We start from the raw sequence: 22,381 nt of genomic DNA on the forward strand, positions 1-22,381 counted from the left end.
CCCTGATAACCGGCATCTGTCCGGGGATAAACGGCAACGCCGCCAAAGGCGGAAAACCAGACCCACTTCAGCGCCCGGGAAAAAACCGGCTACAGCTGGCCGGGCATGCATGCAGGAAAAGTTACAATTTCCAATCCACGGGCAATTCCACCTGGCCGCCCTTTTTATCATCATAACGGATGAAACCGTGTTCCGCCCCGTACCAGTGCACATCCCGCGTCACCTTCACGTCAAAACAGCAATAACGGGCTATATCCATTAAAAGCTCCGTATTACCCGTCTGCGCGTATTCCGCCCACCATTTGAGAGCCTGGGTGCCCACGGCCGTTTTTGAAGAACCGATGGAGGCGGCCGCCACGGAATCCAGCTTGACGCGCACTCCCCCGCGCTGTTCGATGTCCTTGCACAAATCAAGGTTGTTCGTGATATCAATCATGTTCCACATCGTATAACGCTGGAGCACGCCATAGTCGAAATGCTCGTGGTTGTAACCCACCACCAGGTCGGCCTGGGAAAGCTGCCGGATGAGATCATCCACCATTTCCTCAGAATAAATCGTATATTTGCCGGAAGCCGTGGAATAAGTCACGCCCACGGAAAGGCGCATCTCGGCCGTATTATGCCAGCCGCCCACCTCCGCCGCGGAATGACGGGTTTCCAAATCAAAATATACGATGTCTCTCATCGGGTGAAAACGTACATTATTTGCCACTTTTGGACAAGTCCCACTTGAACGGGAGGCCTGTTTGTGATGAGAATAAGCGCATGCAGCCCCGTTTCCACATCGTCATGTTCCATCCGGAAATTCCGCATAATACAGGAGCTGCCGGACGGTTGGCGCTGGCAACGGGCTCCAGGCTCCATTTGATCAAACCTTTGGGGTTCAGTCTGGATGAAAAGCATGTGCGCCGTACGGGTCTGGACTATTGGGCCAAGGTGGACCTGCATGTCTGGGACAGCCTGGAGGAATTGAAGCAGGCGGCAGCCCCCGGCGCGCAGTTCTGGTACCTGAGCACCAAGGCGCCACGTTCCCATTGGGATGCGGTTTTCCACGCAGGGGACTATCTGGTTTTTGGACCGGAATCCCGCGGATTGCCGGAAAGCATGCTGAGAGAACACGCAGATACCGCCCTGACTATTCCGATGCCCGGAGAAGGAGCCCGCAGCCTGAATCTATCCACAGCCGTAGCTGTCGTCCTTTATGAAGGACTGCGCCAGACCGGCATTTGACGCCCCCCGCCTGCCTCTCCACATCGGCATGGATGTTCTGCGGGTTCCACCACCAAAGAACACAGGGCCATGAAGAGGCGGGTTCCGCGTCTTTCCTCCGTCAGGGGCATACCAGATAAAAGAGAATCAAGGAAGAGACGGCTCCGCAGATATCCCAGAACATACCCTTATGGGAATCCCGTATAGTCTCCCAGGGAACTAAAAAAATCATCTGCTTCATCCCCACCCGCGATAACGGCATATTGCTATTCAATAATTTCATGAGCTTCCGCTACGGCCATAATGGAAAAAGCCCAGGACAATGAACAGTACGGTTGAATACCGCCGGCGGATAGAAAGGATATTTTCACGAAAAAGAAAAGCGGAAGGCAGATGCAGGAAAGGCGCCGGATATTGCTTCCGGCGCCTTTCCTGATTAAAACCTGTCACCGCATGTCGATCGTAGGAACCGGAATGCGGTCCTTGGGTCCTGTGTAAAGAGTCAGCGGCCTGTACAGCGTGTTATCCTCCATTTGTTCCAGAACCTGGGCCACCCAGCCGCTACAGCGGGCAATGGAGAAAATGGCGGTAAACAGCCTGGTGGGGATCCCGATGCTGTAATAAACCGTGGCGGAATAAAAATCCACATTGGCGTTCAAACCCTTGCGCTCCCGGACAAGTTTCGCGATGCGTTCCGACATGCGGATCCACTTGGGTTCACCGATTCGGGAGGAAAGGCGGATGGCCATGCGTCGCAAATGCGGGGCGCGGGGATCCAGCACGCGGTACACGCGGTGGCCCATGCCCATGATTTTTTCCTTCCGCGCCAGCTTGTCCTCAATGTAGGAGTCCACCCGGTCCTCCGTGCCTATTTCCTTGAGCATTTCAATCACGCCCTCATTGGCGCCCCCATGAAGCGGCCCCTTCAGCGTGCCGATGGCCGCGGTGATGGCGGAATACATGTCCGAAAGCGTGGCGATGCAGACGCGCGCCGCAAAGGTGGAGGCATTCATGCCGTGGTCTGCGTGCAGAATGTAGGCTACCTCCAGAATATGGGCTTCATACTGATCCGGTTCCTCACCCTTCAGCAACCACAGGAAATGTTCCGCCTCGCTCAGGTCCTCCCGAACGGGGGGAAGCTCCAGACCCTGGCACAAACGGTAGTAATACGCCACCATCACGGGAACCTTGGCTATGAGGCTGAGGCCTATTTCCTTCAACTGCCCGGCATCCTTCGTCCGGTCGTCATACATGCCGAGCATGGAAACAGCCGTCCGGAGGGCGGACATGGGCCGGGCGGACTTAGTGGCCGTTTTGAAGAAATCCAGAATGGGCTGGGGCAGGTCGCGGTCGGAACGGAGGCGTTTCTTGATGCCCTCCAATTCCTCACGGTTGGGAAGACGCTTGTTGAGAAGCAGATAAACCACTTCTTCAAAACAGCACATCTCCACCAGATCATCGATATCGTAGCCCAGATACAACAGACGCCCTTCCTCGCCGCGCACGTCACTCAAAGCGGATTCATTGGCGATGATTCCTTTTAAACCTTTGGGATATGCGAGGCGCTCGGAAAAAGTGTCATTGCTCATGTTAAAAAATGCTACTGGTGGTGAATATTACCGGTTAAAAGTCTAACAATCTTCCAAAAAGTCAAACCTTAATTACGCCTTCACGGCCCATGCGGGACGTTTGGCGCGGGTGATGTGCGGAGCCCTCACATACAGCGGTTCCGCCGGACTTTCCAGAAGTTCTTCTCTGCGGGCCTCCGCCAGGGACAGCCACACGGCCCCGAGCGCCTCTGCAGAAGGATACACGGGGACAATCCCCGACATTTCCCGGGCGGCCAGATGATCCGCCGTTTCCGTGGAAAAAACGGGCACGCCTTTTCCCATGCACTCCGCCACGCTGACGCGGGCCTGCTCCGCAGGAAGCACTGCCGGCACATCCGTCAGAACGCCGTTTTCCAGCCTCCCCCACGTCCAGCCGCCACGCCGGGCATCTGACATTACGCAGGCCTCACCATGATGCAGACCAAGTCCGTTCCAGGAGGAAAAAGCCGCCACGCGGGAACCGTGCACCAGGGAAAGTCCGTCCGCCACGGCCAGCGCTACGCGGATTCCGCCGTAAGCGCCCGGACCGGAACCTACCACGATTTCCTTCAAACGCCGCCCTTCCAAAGCATCCAGAACCTGCCGCACCGCCTTGAAAATAGCGGAGGAATGGTTGCGCTCCGCTCTCCATGCCGCCTGGCACAGCAGACTTTCCCCGCTCCAAGCCGCAACGGAAGACTGCACACAGGAAGTTTCCAGAACCAGCAGGACATCTTGCATGCGGCGGATTATACAGGAACAGCCGGCGTGGATAAAACATTTTTTCCTCCGGTTTCCGGAAGAGGCAAATTTGGTTCGCATTTCTCCTCAAGTCCCTTTATGCTGGTTCCAGACCTCACACCGCATGCCCAAGGCCCCCAGACACACACCGCCGCGCCAGGACTGGCGCCGGTATGCAGAAACCGCCCGGAAACCAAGATCCGCGGCAAGCCTCGGCGACATGATGCGGCAATGCAACCGGGACGCCTGGGACAAAACTTACCGCGCCCAGGTATCCTCCGAATACTGGAAGGACGAATGCCAGGAATTTTCCTTCATGGATCTCCCGCGCAGAACCCGGTTCATCAGGCATGCCGTAGCCACCCTTATCTTGCTTCCGCTGGCCCTGATCACGGCCATGTCCCTGTGCGACCAGCTGGCCCATGCCTCCGGCAGCCTCAATATCCTCTTCTCCATTCCCGTATGGTACGCCCTGATGGGCGCTGCCGTGTGGGTGGTGCTGGGCAGCAGCAGGCTGTTCACATCCTCCCTGCTGTACCTGTACGTATTGGGGCATGAACTGACGCACGCTCTGGCGGTCATTTGCAGCCGCGGCTCCATCCATGCTTTCAAAGCGGATCTGGACGGAGGTTACATCCAGACGGATAAAAACAACATCTTTATCTCCCTTTCCCCCTACTTCCTTCCTCTCTGGGCCATGCTGTGGGGATTGGTATGGGGCGTAACGTACCTCTTCTGGCCTACAGTCACCTGCCAGGCCCTTCTTTACTCCGGCCTGGGCTTCTGGTGGTGCTTCCACCTGTTCTGGACGGCATGGATCATTCCCAAGGACCAGCCGGACCTGGCGGACAACGGCACCTTCTTCTCCCTGATTCTCGTATATTTTGCCAATCTTCTTCTCTTCCTGGCGCTCCTGCGCCTGTTCAATGCCGTAAGCCTTCACCGCTTTCTGGCGGATTGCATCCACAATGCGGAAAAATTGTGGGACGTTCTCAGGGATCTCGCCATGCTGGCTGCCGGGCTGTTCCTGTAAAAAATATTCTTTTCCTTACACGGAATGATGAACGGCAGAAGGGGAAAAGGAATCCAACCTTTCAACAGAAAGGAGTTTCCATGCGCACCACACACTTGATCATTCTGACAATGGCCGCAGTTTCCCTGATGGGCTGCAATCCCAAGGAAACTGTAAACGCCCTCACTTCCGACCAGAACGTTACCCAGAAGATGGCCGTAAGATTCGCGGAAAATATGGTTGGCCTGCCACGCGCTCTGGTCGTTTCAGATGCCAGAAAAGCGGCTCCGGGCGACAAAGTCACCGTCAAGGGAGCGGTAATCGGAGATGACCCCGTCTTTTCAAAAAACATTGCTTCCTTCACCATCGGAGACCCGGCTCAGCTCCTGGTCAATATGAAGGAGAAGGGAGTCTGGGCCGCCGGTACGGTACCGGTGGAAATACGGAAAAATAACACGATGACCGTCCAGTTCGTGGATGAACAGGGGCAGCCCATCAAGCACTCCGCCAAAGGTGTGAACGGGCTGAAAGAACAAGACGCCGTCATCATTACCGGAACCATTGATCCCCACTCCACTCCAGAACATCCGGTGCTGAACATTGAAAGCATCGTGATTGAGTAACCCCTTCTGTGCCAAACCCTGATTCATGTCAAACGGTTCAGGCGTTTTGCGCCTGAACCGTTTTTCATATCAGAATGCGCGCATGGGATTTGATCCAGCATCATTGGGAATGATAACACTGGCCGCTACTTCAGCGGCAGCAGGTGCGGCATCCGCGTCTGCACAGAAAAAAAGCGCGGAAGCCACCAGACAGGCGGCGGACGCAAATGCCGCCACCCTCAGAAACGAGGCAGACCTCCAAAAACAGACAGGGATGGAAAATGCCAAACGCATGCAGCAGGACGCTGCGCGCCAAATGGGAGAAGCCCGACTGAACGCCGCCCAATCTTCCCTGCTCCGGGAAGGCTCCGTTCCAATCAGGGAACAGGCTTTGGCGACGCGTCTGCAAACCAGGATTCAGGATGAAGCGGCGGAAGCCATGAGGAACGCCCAATCCCTGTACAACCGCGCCAACACGGAGCAATACATGGGCCACTCCAATGCGAGAGCCCAGAAAACCTCAGCAATGGGCACCCTGCTCTCCGGATTCGCCCAGGGAGGAAATACCCTCCTCAAATGGTGAAGTGCCTCACAAGGCACCTCCATTCAAACGAAGACAGCCGGAAATTCAGCCGCAACCGCGGAAGCTTCTTAACGCCCCCCCTGCCGGGCTGCCCCGGAAGAGCAGCCTCCCAAAACAGCCTTACCTGACACGTCCTTGCCTGTCTTCCTCACATCACGGGTCATAAGGCCAGCACACTTCCGCTTACCCGCGCCTCCAGGGCAAGCAATTCCCGTTTCGCATCAAGCCCCCCGCCATAACCTGTCAGTTTCTGATTGCTGCCAATGACGCGGTGGCAGGGCACGAAAATGGAGATGGGGTTGGCGGCATTAGCGGACGCTACAGCCCGGACAGCCCTCGGATGATGAATGCGGCGCGCCAGCTCTGCATAAGAAATGGTGGAACCGTAAGGAACTTTCATCAGTTCATGCCAGACTGAGTTTTGAAATTCCGATCCGGTAAATACAATGGGTATATCAAAGTCTCTGCGTTCCCCCTGGAAATATTCACGGAGCTGGCTTACCACCTGTTCAATAACCTCGGAAGTTCCTTCTTCATATTCAGCGTTGAGATGCCGGCAAATGCGGCGGTCTATCGTGCCGCGGCGTTTTTCCTTTGCCCAGTCGCAAATGCAAAGACTGCCGCCATATGAGCCAATCATCATTTCTCCAACGGGCGACAGATAACGGATTATTTTAATTGCCTCCATCTTCTTGTCCTTGTTATTGCATAACGCTCTTTCATCCATCCCCTGTACGGCTGGGAAACATTGCTCCATGCCTGCCTGTTCATGTCCCGAAGCACAATGTTCCGCCCCAAAGGCTCTTCTCCGGCAGCCTTTAGCACATTTCCTTGCTGTCTGCAATCTTTCTTCCGCATTTGCTTTTTGTTTCCAATCGGACATGAATCCCAAGTTATTCGCCCTCTCCGGCCGGACACCGATAATCCGGATACCTGCTTTTCCCTTGAATCATTCCCCATTCAATCAACCATGACGATACCTCGCACAAGAGAGGCAAAATCCCTGCGTTTTTAATGCTGATGCAAAGCCCTGAATAATATTGGGTGGCGTCCCCGGCAGGAATCGAACCTGCATCTAGTCTTTAGGAGAGACCCGTTCTATCCATTGAACTACGGGGACCGGACATGGCCCGTGCATGACAATAAACGGGAAGGCCTCCGCGCTCAAGCAAAAAGCAGGAGGAGTATGCCATGCATCGTGATTTTGAACAGTATTCACCAGGATAATTTTTACGGATTTCTGCAACTTCCCGTTTCCCCGCCTTTCTCCGCGCATCCCTGGCCGAATACGACCATTGCTCCGATTACCTGCCGGAAGCGGCCCAGAATAATGAAATAACCGTCTTCCGCTGGCCCCTCGGGGCCGGAAGGCTCCGCCACTCCCGCAGGGAGTCATTTCCGCTGAATCTTATCGCAAAAAAACAACGGAAAGAAAACAATCCTCCAGAAAGCTCCGTCCAGATGTGCCAATGATGAAAAAACAGAGAAGAACAGAACCCCTGCATGAGAGAATATCCTCCGGAACAGCATCCCCCCTGGAAAGGGGAACAGGCCATACAAAAATCTTGAGAAGGGGGCGGAAGGACCGTAGCGTTGCCGTATCATTCCCGCCATGCTCAACTTCGTTTACGATAACAAAACCACTCTTATTTTCGGAAAAGGCACCCACCATGAAACGGGAACCCTTCTCAAGCCGTTAGGCAAAAAAATCCTGCTTCATTACGGTAGCGGCAGCATCAGACGTTCCGGTCTTTACGATGCCGTCACGGCATCCTTAAAAACCGCCGGCGTGGAGTATGAAGAACTGGGAGGCGTCCAGGCAAACCCTACGCTGCCCCTGGTGTATGAAGGCATCCGCCTCTGCCGGGAACACGGCCTGGGCCTCGTGCTGGCCGTGGGAGGAGGCAGCGTGATTGACTCCGCCAAAGCGATTGCGCTGGGCGTTCCCCATGAAGGGGACGTATGGGAACTATACCTTTCCAAAAAACAGCCTCAGTCCGACCCTCTGCCCGTCGCAACCGTGCTGACCATTCCCGCCGCGGGCAGCGAGAGCAGCCCGAATACGGTCATCACCAATGAAGAGACCAGAAGAAAACTGGGGTACGGTTCCCCCAAACTGCGCCCCGTATTCAGCATTATCAACCCGGAATTGTTCTTTACGCTCCCGCACCGCCAGATGTCCAATGGCGTCAGCGACATGATGAGCCACATTTTTGAGCGCTATTTCACCAAAACCCTGCATACGGACCTTTCCGACAGCCTTTGTGAGGCCACCCTGCGCACCATCATGAAAAACGCCCGCATCCTGAACAGGAATCTGAATGATTACAACGCCTGGGCGGAAATCGCGTTTTCCGGCAACATCGCCCACAACAACCTGTTGGGGGTAGGCCGCGAACAGGACTGGGGCTGCCACGCCATGGAACACGAATTGAGCGCACTGTACCATGTGGACCACGGAGCAGGCCTGGCCGTCGTCACCCCGGCCTGGATGAAGTATGTTTCCCCCAAACACCAGGAAATATTCGTGCAGTTCGCCGTCAATGTGATGGGAGTGGAAGGTTCCTTCCGGGAACCGTCAGCCATCATCTGGGAAGGTATTTCCCGCCTGGAACGTTTTTACCGGGAATTAGGGCTTCCGACGACTATGGAAGAACTGAACATCCTTCCCGGGGATTTCCCCCTGATGGCGGAACAGGCCGTCAGTGTGCGCGGCCCCGTCGGCGGACTGGAAAAGCTGGATGTCCGGGACATCCAGGCCATCTACCGACTGGGTTGCAGTAATATGCAGCACGCATGACGAAAGGGGAAAAACGTCTGATCATGGAATACCCCTTCACTCACTCCCGGCCTTGTTGACAGCGTTAAGACAATCTCCCTTTTCCCGCAGCCTACTTGCAACTTGCCAAAGATTTTACTTGGAAGTAGTCTGGCGGAATGAACAGATTCTTTTCCGCTCTTTTTCTGGCGGCAGGATTGCTGGCCTCTGGAATGCCGTCCCCGGCGGACGCATCCACCCCTCCGCAACAACGTGCCCTTGCGGAGGGTAAAAATTCCCCTGTTTCCCCGCAGCAAAGGAAGCAAGCTGTTGAAAACCTTGAAAAGCTTCTGGGCAAAAGGCTGTTCAAGAAAGCGGCGGAACAGGCCCTGAAACAACTCCATGAATATGACGACCAATACAGCGGGACAGATCTGCTTCTTTACTACCAGGCTCTTACCCGTCTCAATGCCCTGGATGATTCCATCAATCTGGATTCCATTCTGCAGGAACAGATGAAGCGCCACGGCGCCAATCCCCATTTCCTGAGGGACGCCGCACTCCTGTACCAGAGTGCCTGCCATACGTTCAAACTGGTGGACGGCGCCTATATCCGCGGTACCGGGCCATGGGATGGAGAATATTCCGGAGAAGCAAGGGACCGTGTGGAAGCCCTGCGGTGCCTTGTCAAAGCCATGCAGCTTGCGGAGAAGGGCAACAACATGAAACTTCTGGGACAACTGCGCTTCATCACGGCACAGGCGTTGCCGGTCAAAGGAAACCGCTACGCTCCCCTTTCCGCCTTCCAGTCTTACGCAGCCCTGGGGAACCTGACCAACCTGAAGGAATTGCCGGATTACGTCTCCAGAGAGGAAGCATCCCCTTTTCGAAACGTCGCCACCGTTCCCGTCATGGTCAATGCCAGAACAGGAAAGCCGGAAGTTATCTTTTACCATGCCTCTTCCTCCTGGGAAACAGCTAAAAACGACGGGGAACGCATGCGCTGGCTGCTGGACGCCGCCATTCAGGTGAATCCGGAACTGGCCAACCAGGTCAATTATTTCACCGCCTCCTGGTGCCGCCGGCTGTTCTCTTATGCCAATACGGCGCCGGACCAAGAATTCGTGTACGGCCCCGGCAACGCGGGCATGGTGGCGGGCATCAACCCGGCGGAATTAAAAACGGACCAGACCATCGTTAAAACCGACCGGACGGGCAACGGTAAATTCCTGCTCACCAACCTTCCCCCGGATTATGACTTCATCCGGATTGCTTCCGCCGTCCGAATAACGCCGGAGCCGGATTACTACGTTAACGCCGCCAATCTGGCAGCGGACGAATTCCTGGCCCGCAACCAAAGGCCCGCTGCCGCTCAGTTTTTAGGAAAAATCCTTCAAACCTGGAACGCACAATCCTGGAACAAAAAGGACAAGGAGGAATTTCTGGACGTGGCGGACAATCTGAAGAAACGCATCGCCTCCATCACGGAACCCAACGGAACATTTGATACGGATAAAAGAACGCTGCTGGCGGGAGAACCGGTGACTGTTTCCTTCTCCTACCGCAACGCTTCCCGGGCCTGCGTAGCGGTCCGCCCCGTGGATATGAAACGGTGGCAGGAAGAACGCATGGACAAGGTCCAAACCTCCAAAACGCTGGGAAAAGCTTACAAAGACAGGTATTCCAACCTGGGGAACCTGCTCTTCAGCCTGTTGCATGACTCATCCTATGCCCGCTATCTGGGGGAGGAAATCAAGGGGGATGAGATAACCCTGACTCCCGGGAACCGGTACCTGAACCACATCGCTCACATTCCCGTACCCACCCGCAAACCCGGCTGGTACCTGCTCACCGTCACACTGGAAAACGGCTACCGGTTCCATCGCTTTCTTACTCTGTCAGACATGGTGCTGGTACGCCGTTCCGTTCCGGAAGGCAATCTCTGGTTCCTGGCGGACGCCGGAACGGGAATGCCCGTGGAAGGAGGCAGCCTGCGGCTCCTCCGCTACCGGCAGGATAAAACGCTCCAAAAACGCCAGGTAAAGGGAATCACGGACAAGGACGGAGCCATGATAGAAACAATCCCTCACCGCCATTCCAGCGCCCCTCCCTACAACATGTTCCTGGGCATCGCTTCCAAGGGGGACAGTTATGTGCTGGCGGGAATATCTGACTACGGCTGGGAATCCGGCAATTACCTCATGGATACGGCCAACAAGGCCTCCGACTCCTATTCCTGCTTTTTCCTGGAAAGCCAGCCCGTGTACCGCCCCGGACAGACGGCCCGTTTCAAAGGCGTCCTCTTCCGCCCGGACATCGCGAATCCCGGAACAAAAGACTGCGCCGGAAAAAAACTGACGCTGACCATTGCCTCTCCAACAGGGGATGAGAGCATTTTCCCTCCAAAGACCGTCACGACGGATTCCACAGGCAGCTTTGAACTGGAACTGCTCATTCCTGCGGACGCCCCGCTGGGCCAGTATGGGGCCAAGCTGAAACTGCATGACTCCGCAGATCCGGATTTCCGGCTGTATGCCCCCCTTTTCCGGATGGAAGAGTATAAAAAGCCGGAATTCTCCGTCAGAATGGATGCCCCCGCCAAACCTATCCGGCTGGGACAACCCATTCCCGTCGCCATTCAGGCGGATTATTACGCGGGCGGCCCCGTAAGCGGGGGGAAGGCAACCATCACCATCACCCGGACGCTGGGGGCGAACATCTGGACGCCTTACTGGAAATGGAGCTGGCTGTACGACAGGTCTTTCAGCCCGTACTACATTCCCTTTTTCCCGGATGCGCCTCTGACCGTCCTGGAAAAGACGGTGCCGCTGGACAAGGACGGAAAAGCATCCGTAGAATTACCCACGGCGCAGGATGCCCGGGATTTCCCCTCCAGCAACGTCACCTACCGCGTTTCCGTCAGCGTGACGGACGCCTCCCTGCGGGAAGTTTCCGCTTCCGGACAGGTCATTGCCACTTTCCGTCCGTTTAATATCTTCACCACCCTGAACTGCGGCTATGCCCCCGCCGGAACGCCGGTCCGGGCATCCATTACCGCAGCCACGGCGGATGGCGCCAAAATTGCCCATGCTAGGGGAACCTGCGTCCTGCAGCATATCCGTGCGGACGGCAGACGGGAAACGCTGGAAACCTGGGATATCGCCACCGGGAAAGATGGGGAAGCCTCCCTGTCCTTCCAGACCGGGGAATCCGGCCTGTATGCCCTTTCCACAACCCTGGAGGACGGGCACGGCAACAAGGTGGAAGAATCCTTCCAGTTCCTTTCCTACGGCAAGGGCAAACAGAATCCTTTTAAAATCAATCCTCTTTCCATCCATCCGGACAAAAAGGAATACGCTCCGGGAGATACGGCCAGGCTGCTCGTCACCTCTGATTATCCGGACGCCCGCGTCTGGACCTTCCTGCGCAACTCCTGGAAAAACGAATCCCGCCGTCTGGTTTCCCTGGACCGGCAGACAGCCCTTGTGGAATGCCGCCTGACCCGGGAAGATATGCCCAATATGGGAGTCAACGCCTTCACCGTCAGAAACGGAGAACTTCATGAGGCTTCCGCCGAACTTCTGATTCCGCCCGCCGGACAGCTTCTGGCTCCTTCCATAGTGCCGGGCAAATCCCAATACCGGCCCGGTGAACAAGGCAACGTCACCATTCAGGTCAAGGGGCCTGACGGCAAACCCGTCAGTAACGGCATCGTCGCCCTGGCCGTTTATGACAAGGCTCTGGAATACATCGCACGCCCCAATATTACGGACATCTCCAAAACCGTATGGGGCAGACTGAACGAAACCGGCTTCCTCAGCCTGAAAAAAATGACGGCTTCCGGCACGCAGCAGGATCGCGGTCCGGGCCAGCCCTCTTTCCAATCCCTGCTCTACAGAAATTACGGACCTATGGCGAGAAAGGCCAAAGGGATCGTTAACGGCTTTGCGGAGGCAGTGTTCGATTCCGGTGCAGATGCTGCCGCAAGCCGCGCATTGGCTACAGGAGCGGCCGCCCCCGCCGCCGTTCCGGTCATGGCCATGGCCGCGGACAAAGAAAGTGCAGAAAGCGAGTCCCTTGCAAACGGACAGGGAAATGCGGACGCACAGGAAAACGGTTCCCCGCACATTCAACTGCGCACCAATTTTGCGGACTGCATCAAGTGGTGCGGCACGCTCAAAACGGATGAAGAAGGAAACGTTGCCGTACCCGTGGAAATGCCGGACAACCTGACCACATGGAAGGCCTCAGCCTGGGTCATCACCCCCGGATTGCAGGTTGGGCAGGCTTCCGCAGAATTCCTGACCACGAAGGACTTCATGGTCAGCATGCAGGCCCCGCGCTTCTTTGTGGAAAAAGACATCGTGATGCTCAGCGCCCTGGTCCGCAACCGGACGGGAAAGGCTGTCCGCGCCCGCGTTTCCATTTCCCTGAAAGACGGGTGCCTGGAACTTCTCCCGGCTGACGATCCGGCCGTGAAGGGGCTTTCCGCAGATACGGATAATTCCGCCGTGCGGGAAGTGGACGTTCCTGCCCAGGGGCAGGCAGTCGTCAACTGGTGGGCTGCCGCCGTCAGGGAGGGAACCGCCGCCGTCGCCATGGAAGCGTCGGCTGGCTCTACCGGAGACGCCATGCAGATGAACTTCCCCGTACTGGTGCACGGCATGAAGCAGCTCCACGCGGAAAGCGCCGCAGTGCTCTCCGGAGAACAGGAAAAGACACTTTCCATTTCCCTGCCGCAGCAGCGGCGCAGGGAGGAAAGCGAACTGGTCGTCAAGGTCTCCCCCAGCATCGCCCTCAGCATGGTGGAGGCCCTGCCCTATCTGGCGGAATACCCCTATGGCTGCGTGGAACAGACGCTCAACCGCTTCCTCCCCGCCCTCGTCGTGACGGACACGCTCAAGCAACTCGGCCTGAATCCCGGAGCGGCGCTGAAAAGCCATCGCAGCCTGAATCCCCGGGACATCAAGAACAAGGCCTTCCATGACAGCGTCATGAAAAAACTGGAACGCAACCCCGTTTATGATGAAGCCGCGCTGAAAAAGATGGCTGCCAGGGGAATCTCCTCCCTCCGGGAAAAACAGCTCTCCAACGGCTCCTGGGGATGGTTCGGAGGGGCGGAAGAGGGAGATCCCGTCATGACGGCCCACGTGGCTCACGGCCTGAAAATTGCTTCAAACACGGTCAACGTGCCGGAAGGCATGATTTCCGGAGCTGTCCGCTGGCTGAAAAACTATCAGGAACGCCAGACAGCTCTTCTTGAACAAGGAGACAAATTCCGGAAACTGGAACAACTGCCGGACGGACCTGAAAAGAAGGAAGCTCTCCGCAAACTGGGGAATTACCGCCTGACGGCCTCCGCGACGGATACCCTGGTCTACTCCGTCCTGGCGGAATGCGGCGTGAAAAACCTGCCTATGGAACGCTACCTGTTCCGTGACAGGCTGGAACTTCCCGTCATCAGCCAGATTCAACTGGCGGAAATCCTGCTGGACGCCCACCGCATGGACGACTTCAACAAGATAATGCCCGTCATCTCCCAATTCCTCCAGCAGGACGATTCCCTGCAAACCGCCTGGCTGCGCCTTCCCAATGCAGGATACTGGTGGCGCTGGTACGGCAGCAGCGCAGCCACGCAGGCGGCCTACCTGAAACTGATGGCCAAGAGCGCCCCCGGCAATCCCGTCACGGCGCGCCTGGCAAAATGGCTGCTCGACAACCGCGCCAACGGTTCCTACTGGGACTCCACCAAAGATACGGCGGATTGTCTGGAAGCCTTGTCCGCCTACCTTCTCCAGACCAGGGAAGGCATGGAGGACATGGAAGCGGAAATCCTGTACGACGGCGTTCCGGTTAAAACAATCGCCAGTACGAAAGAAACCCTGTTCACCTTTGACAACGCCTTCCGCATGAGCGGGAAAGACCTGACGGACGGCAGCCATGTCATCACCATCCGCAGGAAAAAGGGCAGAGGGAACATTTATGCCAATGCCACCCTCAGCTACTTCTCCCTGGAAGATCCCATTCCCGCCGCGGGGAATGCCGTCACCGTGGAACGCTCCTACTACCGCATCCGGAAGGAAACGGTGAAAGACGGTTCCGTGAAGGACACCCAGACGGATGCAGGGGAGCTCGTCTCCCAGGGCAGAGACCTGACACGGCGCACGCTGTTGAAAAACGGGGACGTCATTGCCAGCGGCGACATCATTGAAGTGGTGATGACCGTGAAAACGAAGAACGACGTGGAATACCTCATGCTCCTGGACCCCAAGCCCGCAGGCTGCGAATCCCGGGAAACCGCCAGCGGCTACGCCCGGCTGGGAACCGTCTTCGGCTACAGGGAAATAGGGGATGAGGAAATACGCCTCTTCCTTTCCTCCCTTCCCATGGGCCAGTACCAGATCAGCCACCGCCTGCGCGCGGAACGTCCGGGACGCTTCAGCGCCCTTCCGGCCGTCATTGAGGCCATGTACGCCCCGGAACTCCGCGGCAACAGCCGGGAACACAAAATCGGCATCTCCATGCCATAAGACCTTCTGGAAATATCCGTCATTCCATGATGGCCCCGGCGGATATTCCGCCGGGCGCCTCTGGAAGCAGGCCGGTCAGGTGAAGAGCGGCCTGTCTGCCTTCCCCCTCACCTTCCTTTTCCGTCTCCCGCCCGTTTTTCCAACGTCATGGACTCCGGATCATACCGGTAATGAATAATGCTGCCGTCCAGCAACAGAGGAATCACCTGTTCAATAATCCCCAGAGGAACGGAAAACCATTCCCGCGGACGACACAGCCGCCCGCTCCCATCCCTGATTTCCAAATCCAGGCAGGCGGCGGCAAAGAAATGGTGAAGCAGGTTTTCCGCCTTGCGGGCATCCAGATTGTAACAATCCCACTTCCTCACGGGAATGACATCCGCCATCAGATACGTCGCCTCATGGCGAGCATGGGCAATACGTTCTTCCAGAGGCACGGAACTTACCCCTATTTTGTACAGATGAGGAATGGCCCGCACTTCCGGGAGCCTGCTGGCGGATTTCAGCACATACACGCAGCCGGTAAGGCAGTCATCTTCATTTACGGGGCCTTCCAGCTTCAATTCCGTTTCATCCGGCTCGCTGACCAGGCGGCCGCCGTCATACAAGGCACAAAACAGGGAGCGCATCAGCAGATCGGCCTCCGTTCCATTTTCAAAAATCACGCGCAAACGGTTATTCCGTTCTTTGCGGCGGTTATACGTAGTCTCTCCCTTATCGGCTATATAGGCCAGCATCCCTTTCAACAGAACAAAATTTCCCTGTTCCAGCACATTTTTCTGCCCATTGGCCACACGTGAAGTATGGCGTTTACCCTCATTCAGTTCACGCTGGCACCGCGCAAAAAGTTCCCGGAACAGCTCAAAATTCCGGCATGGCACGCGTTTGGCAATATATTCCGGCAGCTCCCGCCGGGGCAGAGCGCTCACGTCAAAAATATCCGCAGCGTCTTCATCCTCCAGCAGAGCCTCCATGCTCTTATCATGGAACACCTCCTCCACCGTGGCAGGCGGCTGGGGCAGCAGCCCGTGCCGGTCAATGGGGCGCAGCTGGGCCGCCCTGACGGGATCCTGACGGATTTGTTCCAGCCGGGCGGCCAGCCTGCGTTCATTCATGGATAGCCCCTTGACCGGTTCCCTCCCGCATTCATCCACAAAACGGGAGATCTCCTCAAAAGACTCCGCCAGCCTGTCCCCCCTGCTCACAGGGACTCGCTCCGGCTTGCTGTCCAGGTGGATCCCGGCTTCCTCCGCCTCCTCAAAAATGGCAGCAAGCCTTCTTTCCAGCGCTTCCTTATCCATGCCGCGCCCTCCTCCGTTTTTCCCTGCGTATCAGCACCAGGGCCTGCCCCAAAGTGGCTTCATTGGCATCCTCCGCGTTCGGGTCAGGTTCCCTGCCGCGCGCCTTGTTGAAAGCCAGCACAGATTCCCACAGCAGAACGGCCTCTTGCAGCCCCAGGGTGATGCGCGTTTCCGCAATGGCATCCCGTATCAGCCGCAAAACGGGGGCTGTCAGTTGCTTGGACATAATCTCAAATGCCCCGCGGAAGGGATTAATTCCGTCTATCAGGTTGATATCCAAATCATTAACATTAACAAATTTTTCACCCATCTTAATAAATTCCCGGCTCTGACCGCTCACGGAATCCTTCTCTTCCCTGATTTCCCCGCTCCTGATGGCGCAATCCGTCACCACGGCCTGACGCACTTCTTCCCGTTCCTCTTCCGTCAATCCGGGATAGCGTTCCGCAATGATTTTAGGCACCAGCACCTTATTGACGATGCGGGGGTCCGCATCCGGATGGGCAATCAGCTTTCTGACCGTATCATCCTGCATGATGCGGGCTTTCAAATCCGCCAGGTCATTCTCCACGATATCCCTCACACGCCCGGTGCCCGGTTCTTTGAATCCGCGGATGTGAATCGTCCCCGGCCTGCGTTCGTCCTCGCTCTCCGCACGGGCCCGGAATTTGAATTCCGGGGTCAGCACCTGCTCCATCAGCAGGGAGGCCGTCACCGCTTTCAACATATTATTCACCGCCAGCGTCACTTCCTCATCCTTCGCCGCCGGGGCGGCCACCAGATTGGTGAACTGGGCATGGGTCTTGCCCGGGCAGTCGCGCGTGGCGCGGCCGATAATCTGGATGATCTCCGTCAAAGACCCCCGGTAACCCACCGTCAGGGCATGTTCGCACCAGGGCCAGTCAAAGCCTTCCTTGGCCATGCCCAGGGCAATGATAATATCCAGTTCATCCTTCTGTTTCACTTTACGCAGATAAGCCACCAGCCTGTTGCGGTGGGCGGCCTCATCATTCACCAAATCCGCCACTTTCAGCACGCGCCCGTCCGCGCGGCGGCGCACGTAAAGGAGGCCATTCTCCGGGTCTTCTCCCTCCACCGTGCCCATGATATCCAGAATATGGCCTACTTCATCATACTTTTCTTTGGTGGATTCCCCGCTGTTCACATGGGGAATGTGCAGGATGGTCTTCCTGTCCGTATCCAGAACCTCCGGCAGGGCGTCCAGATAACGGCCCTGGTAAAAATGATAGCCTATCCCCAGGGATTTCAAATGCCTGTACCCGTTCAGCTGGTCATAATACGTATACACTACCCGGCTGAACCTGGCTTCATCTTCCGGCAGCAGAATGGGCACATTGTCCCCGCGGAAGTAGGAGCCCGTCATGGCCAGCACATGGGCGTCCGTTTCCCTCATCACGTCATGCAGAAGAGCGCCCAGCCGGCTGCTTTCACGGTCCGCGGACACATGGTGAAATTCATCTATCCCCAGCAGGCAGCCGCTGAACGCTTCCGTAGCCAGCTTTTCAAACGCGAAGCGTAGCGTGGCATGCGTGCAAATCAGGATGCGGGCCTCGCTCTCCATAAACTCCACAAAACGGGCCACCTTGCCGGCATCCGCTCCGGGCGTGCACAGGTTGTAGCGCAAGTCCGGCGTCCAGTCCGCGAAAAATCCGCTTTCCGTCAGCCGTACGGGCGCGAAAGAACCGCCAATCGTCCGTTCCGGCACAGCCACAATCACCTTGCGCAGCCCCTGCCGTTCCAGCTTATCCAGAGCCAGATACATCAGCGCACGGCTCTTGCCGGATGCCGGCGGCGCCTTTAGCAGCAGATACCGCTCACGCCTTTTGGCGTACGCGCGCGCCTGCATATCGCGCATCCCCAGCGCGTCCACCGCCGTGCTGGTCCCCGTGGCCCCGTAGTTGACCTGCATCATGTTCATGTTTCTTATTCCGTTTGTTGCCCCTGCGTCATTTCCCGGTACAGCTCAAACAGGCATTCCAGCCGTTCCCCGTCATCCTTAAAGCCCTTCACCCGGTAAAGCCGGTCCACCTCCGCATCCAGCCGGTCATGCGCCTTCCTCAGGTTCTCCGGCATCCTGTCCGGATCATACAACTCCGCCGGCGTCTTTTCCGGATGCGCCTCCCGCGCGTCCAGTACCCTCAGCGCCGCTTCCGTCACCCGCGCCTTTTCTCCCTCCGTCAGTTCCCTCAATGGAAAAGTGTTGTAGCAAAGCGTGGCGGAATAACGAAGTCCTGTCCCTAAACGTCCACAAGTCATTAATGCCCACACCATATGCATTTTAGATGATAGAATGCCAAATACCCACGGCTTAGCATCATAAACAGCATATGCTGGATGAGAGATAATTACATTATCGTTTACATAACCCATAGGTATTCTCCCTCGTTTTTCACTTGAAACCCCAGGAATAATGATAGCTTCAGTTGGTTTATAAGTCCGTTGCATAAATAGATGAGGATTTAACGCCTGTCTTTTTGTTGCATTTTTTTTACTTTGCAAACGAAATGACTTCACGGCATCTATTCTCTGACATACTTTATCAATACTCAAAGCATATTGATATTGATCATTTTCTATCCATAAACAATATCTTTTTTTCCCTTTAATCAATTCATCAGCCCCCATATACTTCTTCATAAGACATATGGATTCAGGATATAATTCCACCAATTCATCTTTTTGCGTCTCCGTCAAAATCAGATGGCCACCATCTACCGGAGCATTTCCTATCAGAATAGCGGGAAAATTCTTATTCAGGCATTTATTGCGCTGTTCCACAAAAACCGTTTTCCCGATGGTCAAATAAGGCGTAATATTAGAAACGCTCATTTTTTTATTCTCTTGGTAAAACGTTTTATCAGGACATTCATCCCTGTGGGAAAGGCCGAGGATCACACAAGAAACCCCTGCCTGATATTTCGCGTTGTTGCTCCATTTGAACGATGCGTAAGCAAAACCAATTTCCACACCCAATCCCAAGATGGGCTTCCATAAATTCGGCACCTGTGTACCCTGAGTGATGGAATTGGTACACACAAACCCCGATCTGGCGGAAGAATGCTGCATATACTCGGCAGCCAGCATCAACCAGCAGGAAACATAATCCAAATCTCGATAATTATTGCCGTATTTGGAAAATATATTTTCCTGTTCCTGTTTTTGCTCTTCATTCTCCTTTTTACCACCCAGATACGGCGGGTTGCCGAAGATATAAATCTCCGGCTCTCTGACGTCTGGCGCGGCGCGCTGAAGCAGGGGTTCCACCGTCCAAAGGGGCGCAGCCTGAGCGGGAGCCGTCTTCGGGCACACGGTTTCCCAGTCTAGGCGCAGGGCGTTGCCCAGCACGATGTGCTCATTGGGGCGGAGCGGCAGGGTAGGCACCCGTTTGCCCAGGCGTTCAAAAAACTCCTGATTCATCTGGTGTTCCGCCAGCCAGAGGGAAAGCATGGCGATTTCATGGGCAAAGTCATCTACTTCAATGCCGTAAAACTGGCTGATGGAAACGGAGGGCATGGGCAGCAGAGCGGGCACGCTTTCCAGCACCTCCATTTCCAGCCGGCGCACTTCTTTGAACGCCACAATCAGGAAGTTGCCGGAGCCGCAGGCGGGGTCAAAAAAACGGATGTTGCTGAGCCTCTCAATAAACTTCCTGGCCCGGGCTTCATGGCCCCGGGCCTGCCGGGCGGCGTTTTCCAGCTCTTCCAGGAACAAAGGGCGCAGCACCTTCATGATGTTGGGAACGGAAGTGTAATGCTCCCCCAGGCAGGAGCGTTTGTCCGGTGCCACGCAGGCCTGGAACATGTTGCCGAAAATATCCGTATTGATGTCTGACCAATCCAGATTCCCCGCGTCAATGAGCGCTTTCCGGGAACGGGAGGAAAAGCGCGGCACGGCGTGCACCCCCTGGAACAGGCCGCCGTTGACGTAAGGGAAACGCGCCGCGGAAACCGGGACGGCGGCGCGTTCCGGGCTGCCCGGCGGAAGATTCATGACGGCAAATGCCCGTTTCAGCTGTTCCCGCAGGTCGGATCCATCCGAAGCCGTAGCGCGTTCAATGAAATCCGTAAAAAGCCGTTCTTCCTCAAAAATTCCGCTGTCTTCCGCGAAAAAACAGAACAGCAGGCGCGCCATAAACACATTCATGGCGTGGCTGTCCAGCCCCGGGTTATCTTTTTTCAGGGAGTCAAATATTTTCCCCATCTTCTCCGCGGCGCGAACGTCGGCTGGATTCTCCAGCGTGATGACCGTCTTCTCCAGCCCCGCCCAGGGAAGAAAAAAGTCATAATGCCGGGGCAGATCCTTCAGGGGGAATTCCAGGGCTTCCCCGGTTTTCATGTCCGCCGCGGCCCAGGAACCGCCATCACAGACGATGATGAACCGGGGAGCGTACTTCAATACCTCCGGATCCCGGCGGCAGGCGTCAACCGCGCTCATCAGCAGCCCCGGCTCCGCCCTTTTGTAAAAAAGCTTTTTTTTCCACAGCAGATCCCCCGGACGGGCGGCCGCATTTAAGGCGCCGCTTTTCAGGCGGCTGACGCTGGATTTGGGAAGCCCATAGGCCAGGAGAAAGTCAAAAATCAGGGAATCCCCGTCCGCATGCTTCCACGTTTCCCATGCTTCCGCAACGGCCTGTTCTATCTGAAGAGGAGTCAGCACCCGTTCAGAGTATGTTGGCGCAACATGCTACCTTATTTCCGTATGCATTTATTATAAATTATATACAGAAGCCATCCAACAAAATAGCAGCAATATTGTTCATTCCACTCATTCTTTTTTCCTTTCATTTTCAACATTTCGAGCTTGATGCACATGTTGCGCCAACATCCATTATTTCATCCCGTATGGAACATCATCAGGAACCATGGGAACAGGTTTGCGCCCTGCTGACGGGCGGAAAGGTCAGCCCGGCGGAAGTTTTCATGCTGGGCATGCAGGCTCTGGAAACCGCGGGAAGCCTGCGCGGAGGCAGGGGAACCCTGAAAAGAGCGCGCCGCATTATCCTGCTGGGGGCAAAAAACCTGGAAGAAATGGAACAAAGCGTCAGCGTAGCCCAGGCGGCGCAGGATATGCTGGAGAGTAAAAAAGACCGTCTGCGCCCAGTCAGCTTAAAAGGGCTGCGCACTCTGACGGGCAAACTGCTCCGGGACAGGCCGGATCTGGCCCGGCGGCAGGTGCGCGGGCTGGATGCCGCCAGTTGCCGGGAATGGCTCAACGGCAGTTTCCGCACGCCGCGACGCTTTCTGAATGGCCGGGCGGCCCTCAGCGCGGTCTGCTCCCACGCCATACGCCGCGGCTGGGCGGAACGCAACCCAACGGCGGGGGTGGATATCCCCGTCATCAAGGAACGCCGCATTGCCGCCCTGCCCGTGCAGGCATGCTCCCTGCTGCTGCGCCTGGCCGGGGACATGCACCACGGGGAATGTCTGGCGGCGGCAGGCATCATGCTGTTTGCGGGAATCCGCCCGGCGGAAGTGGAGCGGCTCCGCTGGAAACACGTCTGCCTGGAAGACAAGGTAATCTCCATCCCGCCGCAACACTCCAAAACGGGCGGGGCGCGCCATGTCAGCCTCCAGCCCGCGCTGTCCAGCATCCTGAAACGCGTCAGGAGGCCCGCAGACATGCCCGTCACCCCCGCCAACTGGAAACAAAAATGGCGACAGGTCAGGGCGCGTTTCTCCGCCCTGACCGGCAGGCCATGGCAGGCGGACGTGCTCCGCCACACCTTCGCCAGCTACCACGCCAGGCAATTCAGGGATTTTTCCTCCCTGCAAATGGACATGGGGCACTCCAGCCTGTCTCTGCTCCGCACGCGTTATCTCAATATGGAGGGGATTTCACGCCGGGAATCCGCAGCCTTCTGGCAATTAAACCACAACGCTCTCTTCATCGGGCCTTCTTCATCCGGCTCCCCGGAAAAAGAGGGAACAGTTCCCGGCATCGCCTGAAGCCGGAACCATGCCTGCCGCGTTGACTCCCATATTCATTCCAGGCGCAGAATTATCTGACGGACAGAGAAACCATCTTCCGTTTTTTAT

Annotated in this window: 14 protein-coding genes and 1 tRNA gene; 7 read left to right on the top strand and 8 right to left on the bottom strand. The window is 56.3% G+C overall.

The features are described 5' to 3' along the window. Positions 1-121: 121 nt before the first annotated feature. Entirely contained in the window at positions 122-685 is a 564-nt protein-coding gene (locus BHW66_RS11470) for a ribonuclease H-like domain-containing protein (RefSeq protein ID WP_012420610.1), read from the bottom strand. Between the two features lie 80 nt (positions 686-765). Between BHW66_RS11470 and BHW66_RS11475 the strand changes: the two genes are divergently transcribed. Continuing rightward, on the top strand, positions 766-1,230 hold the full coding sequence (locus BHW66_RS11475) for a tRNA (cytidine(34)-2'-O)-methyltransferase (protein WP_012420609.1): 465 nt from the start codon (positions 766-768) through the stop codon (positions 1,228-1,230). A 425-nt stretch (positions 1,231-1,655) separates the two neighbouring features. On the opposite strand, the gene BHW66_RS11480 is transcribed toward BHW66_RS11475, so the two are convergent. Together BHW66_RS11480 and tsaB are read right to left on the bottom strand one after the other, a co-directional pair. Continuing rightward, on the bottom strand, positions 1,656-2,798 hold the full coding sequence (locus BHW66_RS11480) for a citrate/2-methylcitrate synthase (RefSeq protein ID WP_012420608.1): 1,143 nt from the start codon (positions 2,796-2,798) through the stop codon (positions 1,656-1,658). Positions 2,799-2,870: 72 nt separating this feature from the next. Then, complete coding sequence (gene tsaB, locus BHW66_RS11485; protein WP_102740751.1) at positions 2,871-3,539, bottom strand: tRNA (adenosine(37)-N6)-threonylcarbamoyltransferase complex dimerization subunit type 1 TsaB; 669 nt, start codon at positions 3,537-3,539, stop codon at positions 2,871-2,873. A gap of 220 nt (positions 3,540-3,759) precedes the next feature. On the opposite strand from tsaB, the gene BHW66_RS11490 reads away from it, so the two are divergent. The 3 genes from BHW66_RS11490 (at position 3,760) to BHW66_RS11500 (ending at position 5,736) form a co-directional block, all read left to right on the top strand. Continuing rightward, positions 3,760-4,572, top strand: coding sequence for a hypothetical protein (locus BHW66_RS11490; protein WP_286689041.1), 813 nt, complete (start codon positions 3,760-3,762; stop codon positions 4,570-4,572). An 80-nt stretch (positions 4,573-4,652) separates the two neighbouring features. After that, complete coding sequence (locus BHW66_RS11495) at positions 4,653-5,174, top strand: hypothetical protein (RefSeq protein WP_012420605.1); 522 nt, start codon at positions 4,653-4,655, stop codon at positions 5,172-5,174. 109 nt (positions 5,175-5,283) lie between these two features. After that, positions 5,284-5,736 carry a hypothetical protein gene (locus tag BHW66_RS11500; RefSeq protein WP_286689042.1) on the top strand — a complete coding sequence of 151 codons (453 nt, stop codon included), beginning with the start codon at positions 5,284-5,286 and terminating at the stop codon, positions 5,734-5,736. A gap of 160 nt (positions 5,737-5,896) precedes the next feature. On the opposite strand, the gene BHW66_RS11505 is transcribed toward BHW66_RS11500, so the two are convergent. Together BHW66_RS11505 and BHW66_RS11510 are read right to left on the bottom strand one after the other, a co-directional pair. Then, a complete protein-coding gene (locus BHW66_RS11505) occupies positions 5,897-6,424 on the bottom strand; it encodes a methylated-DNA--[protein]-cysteine S-methyltransferase (RefSeq protein WP_343124367.1) in 528 nt (175 codons plus the stop codon). A gap of 357 nt (positions 6,425-6,781) precedes the next feature. Then, positions 6,782-6,856: transfer RNA gene (locus tag BHW66_RS11510), tRNA-Arg, on the bottom strand. Between the two features lie 492 nt (positions 6,857-7,348). On the opposite strand from BHW66_RS11510, the gene BHW66_RS11515 reads away from it, so the two are divergent. Next, positions 7,349-8,536, top strand: coding sequence for an iron-containing alcohol dehydrogenase (locus BHW66_RS11515; RefSeq protein ID WP_286689044.1), 1,188 nt, complete (start codon positions 7,349-7,351; stop codon positions 8,534-8,536). Between the two features lie 137 nt (positions 8,537-8,673). Then, positions 8,674-15,024, top strand: coding sequence for an alpha-2-macroglobulin family protein (locus BHW66_RS11520; RefSeq protein WP_286689045.1), 6,351 nt, complete (start codon positions 8,674-8,676; stop codon positions 15,022-15,024). A 107-nt stretch (positions 15,025-15,131) separates the two neighbouring features. Here BHW66_RS11520 and BHW66_RS11525 read toward each other — a convergent pair whose 3' ends face one another. Genes BHW66_RS11525 through BHW66_RS11535 form a run of 3 tightly spaced genes read right to left on the bottom strand, consistent with a single transcriptional unit; the run spans position 15,132 to position 21,002 of the window. Then, a complete protein-coding gene (locus BHW66_RS11525; protein ID WP_046435781.1) occupies positions 15,132-16,325 on the bottom strand; it encodes a GIY-YIG nuclease family protein in 1,194 nt (397 codons plus the stop codon). Then, the gene (locus BHW66_RS11530) at positions 16,318-18,264 is read right to left on the bottom strand and encodes an ATP-dependent helicase (RefSeq protein ID WP_046435783.1); all 1,947 of its coding nucleotides are present in this window, start codon (positions 18,262-18,264) and stop codon (positions 16,318-16,320) included. The genes BHW66_RS11525 and BHW66_RS11530 overlap by 8 nt, the downstream gene beginning before the upstream one ends. Positions 18,265-18,269: 5 nt before the next feature. Then, positions 18,270-21,002 (bottom strand): DNA methyltransferase, encoded by a 2,733-nt coding sequence (locus tag BHW66_RS11535; RefSeq protein ID WP_046435785.1) that lies wholly within the window; start codon positions 21,000-21,002, stop codon positions 18,270-18,272. 185 nt (positions 21,003-21,187) lie between these two features. Between BHW66_RS11535 and BHW66_RS11540 the strand changes: the two genes are divergently transcribed. Beyond that, positions 21,188-22,291 carry a site-specific integrase gene (locus tag BHW66_RS11540; RefSeq protein WP_046435787.1) on the top strand — a complete coding sequence of 368 codons (1,104 nt, stop codon included), beginning with the start codon at positions 21,188-21,190 and terminating at the stop codon, positions 22,289-22,291. The last annotated feature ends 90 nt before the right edge of the window (positions 22,292-22,381 follow it).

This window comes from Akkermansia sp. 54_46, from assembly GCF_001917295.1.
Taxonomy (GTDB): Bacteria; Verrucomicrobiota; Verrucomicrobiia; order Verrucomicrobiales; family Akkermansiaceae; genus Akkermansia; species Akkermansia muciniphila.

Bases quoted from the DNA above. Each gene is read 5' to 3' on its own strand.
- BHW66_RS11470 (WP_012420610.1), bottom strand. From the start codon at position 685: ATGAGAGACATCGTATATTTTGATTTGGAAACCCGTCATTCCGCGGCG.
- BHW66_RS11475 (WP_012420609.1), top strand. From the start codon at position 766: ATGCAGCCCCGTTTCCACATCGTCATGTTCCATCCGGAAATTCCGCAT.
- BHW66_RS11480 (WP_012420608.1), bottom strand. From the start codon at position 2,798: ATGAGCAATGACACTTTTTCCGAGCGCCTCGCATATCCCAAAGGTTTA.
- tsaB (WP_102740751.1), bottom strand. From the start codon at position 3,539: ATGCAAGATGTCCTGCTGGTTCTGGAAACTTCCTGTGTGCAGTCTTCC.
- BHW66_RS11490 (WP_286689041.1), top strand. From the start codon at position 3,760: ATGATGCGGCAATGCAACCGGGACGCCTGGGACAAAACTTACCGCGCC.
- BHW66_RS11495 (WP_012420605.1), top strand. From the start codon at position 4,653: ATGCGCACCACACACTTGATCATTCTGACAATGGCCGCAGTTTCCCTG.
- BHW66_RS11500 (WP_286689042.1), top strand. From the start codon at position 5,284: ATGATAACACTGGCCGCTACTTCAGCGGCAGCAGGTGCGGCATCCGCG.
- BHW66_RS11505 (WP_343124367.1), bottom strand. From the start codon at position 6,424: ATGGAGGCAATTAAAATAATCCGTTATCTGTCGCCCGTTGGAGAAATG.
- BHW66_RS11515 (WP_286689044.1), top strand. From the start codon at position 7,349: ATGCTCAACTTCGTTTACGATAACAAAACCACTCTTATTTTCGGAAAA.
- BHW66_RS11520 (WP_286689045.1), top strand. From the start codon at position 8,674: ATGAACAGATTCTTTTCCGCTCTTTTTCTGGCGGCAGGATTGCTGGCC.
- BHW66_RS11525 (WP_046435781.1), bottom strand. From the start codon at position 16,325: ATGGATAAGGAAGCGCTGGAAAGAAGGCTTGCTGCCATTTTTGAGGAG.
- BHW66_RS11530 (WP_046435783.1), bottom strand. From the start codon at position 18,264: ATGAACATGATGCAGGTCAACTACGGGGCCACGGGGACCAGCACGGCG.
- BHW66_RS11540 (WP_046435787.1), top strand. From the start codon at position 21,188: ATGGAACATCATCAGGAACCATGGGAACAGGTTTGCGCCCTGCTGACG.